This window comes from Klebsiella sp. A-Nf5 (assembly GCF_002810545.1).
GTDB classification, from domain to species: Bacteria; Pseudomonadota; Gammaproteobacteria; order Enterobacterales; family Enterobacteriaceae; genus Klebsiella; species Klebsiella variicola.
Genome location: NZ_PIOG01000223.1, coordinates 1 through 1,241 on the forward strand (window position 1 = coordinate 1; position 1,241 = coordinate 1,241).

The following is a 1,241-nucleotide window of genomic DNA, read 5'->3' on the forward strand; positions in this document are numbered from 1 at the left end:
GACAGGCAGAACCGCCTGAACGCGCAGGTACAAAGTTTTTGGGTAACGGACGGGAGGATCACAGCATCATCGACCATGCCAGCAAACCCAGCCATCGGAACGCAACTGACCTCCAGTCCGGTACGCTCATTGATGGCCGGGCGCGGGGCCTATGGTGACGTGGACGGGGCTTACGTACAGATGTACATGGAAGAGCAGGTCGGGACTGAGCACCGGCTTGTGCTGTACGCGGATGGGTTCGGACGTACTGACGCATGGATATTCCGTGCTGGCGGCACCATTTCCACTGGCAAAGGGGACGTCCTGACTACCGGCTCAGACGTGCGGCTGAAAGAGGATTTTACGGAATCTCAGGAAGGTGCCTCCAGGCGCATTAACGCGCTGGGGGTATGCGAGTTCAATATGAAGGGCGAAACACGCAGGAGGCGTGGGTTTATAGCCCAGCAAGCTGAGAAAGTTGATGACCTGTATACCTTCCCCGGCATCGAGCAGGAGATTGATGGCGAAATATTCAGGGTGATGAATGTGGATTACACGGCCATCATCGCCGATTTGGTGACCGTGGTACAGGATTTGATTAGGCGAGTTGACGACCTAGAAAGTTGAGGAGCATAAAAAATCCCCCGGAGGCACTTGCCGGGGGCAACTGAAACGACATTAATTGCTGTGTACATCACAGAATAATTTGCAGTAAACGATAAGTAAGTTCAAGTAAAGTTCTACTGGTCAGATGTTGTGTCGTTTTTTAATAACCTACCAAAATTAATAATGCAATAGTGCTAAATCCTGTTGGGTTTTCATGTTTAAGGATTTAAAACTAAAGTAATACTTTTCATCAGATAGAAATCATAAAAATAGATTCAGGGAAATGGATGCTAAATATTATTATTGACACGTTTATAATTAATTGAGGTGCAATCTTGTAATTTTTACACCCATGTTATAAATTTGTAATGCAGGGCAGTTTTATCTTGTAATTTCGTGGGTTGTAGTGATATCGGTTCTTAGCGATTTTTAATAGGCTTTCTATGTTAACAAATTTCCCGGATGAAAAATACATATCTGATAGAAATTCATCGTTTATTAAACGAGTATTTTTTTTACGTCAGATAGGTGTCGTTCTTTGCTTTCTTCCTATATATTCTGTCCTCCAGGAGCAGTCACATCAAAAAATAACAATAGCCTTGTTAATTCTGAATGCACTCATCTGGCCATCGGTTGCTTATCTGGCAAGCATGATG

The 1,241-nt window shown here is 44.5% G+C and carries 2 protein-coding genes; both read left to right on the top strand.

From position 1 onward, the window contains the following. Window positions 1-606 (top strand): tail fiber domain-containing protein (locus CWM53_RS22055; protein ID WP_133124377.1); only part of this gene is annotated, 606 nt, incomplete at its 5' end. Between the two features lie 422 nt (window positions 607-1,028). Next, window positions 1,029-1,241 (top strand): MASE2 domain-containing protein (locus CWM53_RS22060; RefSeq protein WP_319829944.1); only part of this gene is annotated, 213 nt, incomplete at its 3' end.